Below are 4,534 nucleotides of genomic sequence, written 5' to 3' on the forward strand. Positions count from 1 at the left end.
GACGGCCAGCCCGACCGGCGGTTCCTGGTACCAGGTCTATCTGCGCAACGCGAGCGCCGGTCAGTCCTGGCAGAAGGTGGCCAGTCCGGTCACCACCTGCTGCACCATGACCGCCGGTTACCTCACCAACGGCGATGTCTACGAGTTCAAGGTCACCACCATCAACGGCGCCGGGGAGTCCACGCCGACGTCGGTGGCCAGCGCCAAGCCCCTGCCGCCGGTACCGGCCGCACCGTCCGGCCTCACCGCCACCTCGGGGGACGGAAAGGTCGTCTTGAACTGGACGGCGAGCCCGACCGGCGGCGTCTACTACGACGTCTACCTCCGCGACACGACCGCGGGACAGTCCTGGCAGAAGGTCGCACTGCCGGCGACCTGCTGCACGATGACCGCGGGCTACCTCACCAACGGCCACCGCTACGAGTTCAAGGTCGCGGCCAGCAACATGGCCGGTCAGTCGGCGACAAGTAACGTCGCGGCGGCGACCCCTCTCCCGCCGTTCCCCCAGGCGCCGTCCGGCCTGACCGCCAGTGCCGGCGACGGCAAGGTGACGCTGCGATGGACGGCCAGCTCCACGGCGAAGGTGTACTACCTCGTGGAGTACCGGGTCTCCGGCGCGGCGAACTGGACCCGGCTCAAGTTGCCGGTCACCCAGTGCTGCACCTTCGTGGCCGGGTACCTCGGCAACGGCACGACCTACGACTTCCGGGTACGTGCCACCAACCAGGCGGGGGACAGTTCTCCGAGCAACACCGCGTCGGCCCGGCCCATGCCGCCGTTCCCGCAGGCACCGTCCGGGCTGAGTGCGGCGGCCGGGAACGGCAAGGTGACGTTGACGTGGACCAGGAGTCCGACGCCGAACGTCTACTACCTGGTCGAATACAAGACGAGCACCTCGTCGACCTGGACCAGGGTCAAGGTGCCGATCACGTCGTGCTGCACCTTCGTCGCCGGCTACCTGGGCAACGGCACCACGTACAACTTCCGGGTGCGGGCGACGAACATGTCCGGTGACAGCACGCCGAGCAACGTCGCCTCGGCCAAACCCATGCCGCCCGTGCCCACGCGCGTGTCGTCGCTCTCCGCCAGCTCCAACGGGGTCAGCCAGGTGAACCTGAGCTGGACCAGGAGTAGCACCCCCGGTGTGTACTACTGGATGGAATACCGGACTGCCGGGGATTGGCACTGGATTCGTCTGCCACTGCCTGCCACGGGCACCTCCGCCTCCCTGAGGTACGGATTCTCGGACGGCGAGTTGCATGAGTTCCGGGTGGTCGCCTTCAACATGTCCGGGGAGAGCGCCGACTCCCCGATCGCCGAGGCGATCGTCGACCGGTCCGAGTACGCGAGGACCCGCGGCGGAAACGACCTCAACGGCAGTAACCTCGTCGCCACCCGGGTATTGGGGGGCGGAAGCTGGTGTGACCCGGGCTTCGGCTCGCGGGTGTGCTACGGCACCTCCCCGGCAGGAGATCAACCGGCAACCGTCGGAGACTACTTCTTCTACGGTGGGAGCGAGAGTTCGTACCGGGCCCGCCTGCGGTGTGAGGCGTACAAGCGGGCGAACATCCGCTTCGGCTACGGACGGACCTCTGCCGACATCAGGGGCCCGGATCTCCCACGGCACGAGGTGATCCATTCCGACGCGTACGCGCGATACCTGTCCGCGGCGAACTTCCTGGCGGACTACGGAATTCAGTCGGCCTACTCGAGACTGACGACCGGGAACCCCTACGAGGCGAACAGGTTCGAGAAAGAGGCCAATCTCTACTGGGGCGGATACTTCGTCTTCGATACGGGGCGTCGCTACGGCGGTACCTCCGAGTGCAACTGGTTGTACTGACCCCGCACCAACCGGGCAGCCGGCCCCGGACTCCGTCCTGGGCCGGCTGCCCGCATCGCGACCATCTCCCAGCGGTCCTTCAGCCGGGGCGGATAAAATGGCGGCATGATCGACTCTTCTGCCCAGGAGGGCAGCAGTAGCCAGCCGGGTCGTGCCCGGCATATTCCCGTACCGACGACCCCGGGAGCCCTGAGCGACCCGTGTTGATCGTCGTTGGTCTCCTCTTGATCGTTGTTCTCACTGCCGCCACCGGTTACTTCGTGGCGCAGGAATTCGGCTACGTCGCCGTGGACCGGGGCAAGCTGCGTCAGCTCGCCGATGACGGCGACCAGGCCGCCGCCCGGGCCCTGACCGTCACCAGCCGGCTCTCCTTCATGCTCTCCGGCGCTCAACTCGGCATCACCGTCACCGCCCTGCTGGTCGGTTACGTCGCCGAGCCGTACCTGGGTGGTGGCCTCGCCGACCTGCTCGGCGTTGCCGGCGTCAGCGAGGCGGTCAGCCTGCCGCTGTCGGTGGCGTTGGCCCTGGTCATCGCCACCATCGTGCAGATGGTGCTCGGTGAGCTGGCGCCGAAGAACCTGGCCATCGCACGGGCCGAGCAGTTGGCCCGGGCGCTGAGCCGCTCCACCCTCATCTACCTGGCCGTGGCCGGGCCGCTGATCCGGCTCTTCGACCGGGCCTCGGTCCGGCTGCTGCGCCGCATCGGCATCGAACCCATCGAGGAGCTGCCCAGTGGCGCCACCCCGGCCGACCTGGAGCAGATCATCGCCGAGTCCCGCGAGGAGGGCAGCCTGGACGCCGAGATGTCCACGCTGCTCGACCGAGGTCTGGACTTCCGCGAGCTGACCGCCGGCGAGGCCATGGTGCCCCGGGTCGACGTACACACCGTACGGGCGCACGAGCCGGTCAGCCGGGTGGTCGAGCTGCTGGACACCGGCCACTCCCGCTTCCCGGTACGCGGTGCGGAGGGCGTCGACGACCTGATCGGCGTCGTCGGCATCGCCGACGTGCTCGGCGTACCCCCGGGGGAGCGGGCGACCACCCCGGTGAGCGCGGTGGCGGGGCCGCCGCTGCTCGTACCGGAGACGTTGCCCCTGCCCACGGTGCTGGACCGCCTGCGGTCCGGTCACCGGCAGATGGCCTGCGTCGTTGACGAGTACGGCGGCTTCGCCGGCGTCATCACCCTGGAGGACATCGCCGAGGAGTTGGTCGGCCCGATCCGCGACGAGGACGACCCACCGGAGCGGGCACCCGCCCGACAGGACGACGGGTCCTGGGTGGTGCCGGCGCGCTGGCGGATCGACGAGGTCGCCGACAGCACCGGAATCGCCCTGCCCGAGGCGCCGGAGTACGACACCCTGTCCGGGTTGGTGATGCGGGAGTTGGGCCGGGTGCCGGAGGTCGGTGACCGGTTGGAGATCAGCCTGCTGCCGGAGGGCGCGGACGGCGAGGTCAACGACGCGGAGCCCCGCGCGCTGGTCGAGGTGCTGGCCGTGGACCGGCACGTGGCCGACTCGGTGCGGTTGCAGCTGAGCAAACCCGAGGTGACCGCATGAGCCCCGGGATCGCGTTGTTCAGTTCGGTGATCCTGCTGGCGCTGAACGGGTTCTTCGTGGCCGCCGAGTTCGCCCTGGTGGCCAGCAAGCGGTACCGCCTGGAGCAGGCGGCGGCGAACGGCGGTCGGGCGGCACGCGCCGCGCTGGACGGCGTCCGCGAGCTGTCGCTGATGTTGGCCGGTGCGCAGCTCGGCATCACGCTGTGCACCCTGGGTCTCGGTGCGCTGGCCGAGCCGGCGATCGAGCACCTGCTCAGCCCACTGCTGCACGCTGTGGGCCTGCCGGACGCGGCCAGCCACCTGATCGCCCTGGTCTTCGCCCTCGGAGTGGTGACCTTCCTGCACCTGGTGGTGGGGGAGATGGCCCCGAAGTCGTGGGCGATCACCGACGCGGAGCGCTCGGCGACGCTGCTCGCGTTGCCGTTCCGGGCCTTCGCCCGGGTGTCGCGGCCGGTGCTGTCCGCGCTCAACGCCCTGGCCAACGCGATCCTGCGGCTGTTCGGGGTCAACCAGCAGGATCAGCTCGCCCAGGTGCACGGCCCGGACGAGCTGCGGATCCTGCTGGAGCAGTCCCGCGAGCACGGGCTGCTCGGCGCGGAGCAGCACCAGTTGCTGACCAGCATGCTGGAGTTGCAGGGCACGTCGGTGGCGCAGGTGATGGAGCCGTTCGCCACCATGGTCACCGTCCGTCGGAACGATCCGGCCGGCCGGATCGAGGAGGTCAGCCGGGACAGCGGCCGATCCCGCCTGGCGGTGCTGGACGAGCAGGGCGACGTCTGTGGCCTGGTGCACGTCCGGGAGGCGGTACGGGTGGTCACCACCGGCCGCGCCGCGACCGCCGGGGAGTTGATGACCCCCGCTTTCACCCTGCCCGCGACGTCCTCGGTCACCGAGGCCGTGGCGGCGATGCGGGCCCGGCAGTCGCAGCTCGCGTTGGTGCGCAACGGCGGCGGCCCGGCGCGACCGATCGGGTTCGTCGCCCTGGAGGACCTCCTGGAGGAGGTCATCGGGGAGTTCGACGACGAGACCGACACGGTCCCGCGCGGACGCCGCCTGCGCCTCGCCGTAGTCCCCGGCGATGATCTCGTGGTCCGTGCCGCAGATGCCGACCGCCAACGCCTCGACCAGGACCGAGC

General features: G+C 69.8%; 2 protein-coding genes and 1 pseudogene. All 3 read left to right on the top strand.

Features of this window, described 5'->3' with window-relative positions; genetic code table 11:
- On the top strand, positions 1 to 1,843 hold a 1,843-nt coding region (locus tag ACWCO3_RS31925), incomplete at its 5' end, for a fibronectin type III domain-containing protein (protein WP_450013610.1).
- Positions 1,844 to 2,043: 200 nt separating this feature from the next.
- Complete coding sequence (locus ACWCO3_RS31930) at positions 2,044 to 3,399, top strand: hemolysin family protein (protein WP_145784961.1); 1,356 nt, start codon at positions 2,044 to 2,046, stop codon at positions 3,397 to 3,399.
- A pseudogene (locus tag ACWCO3_RS31935) lies at positions 3,396 to 4,457 on the top strand (hemolysin family protein); the annotation flags it as partial. The gene ACWCO3_RS31930 and the pseudogene ACWCO3_RS31935, both read left to right, overlap by 4 nt.
- Positions 4,458 to 4,534: the final 77 nt, after the last annotated feature.

The organism is Micromonospora sp. NPDC002411 (genome assembly GCF_053592955.1).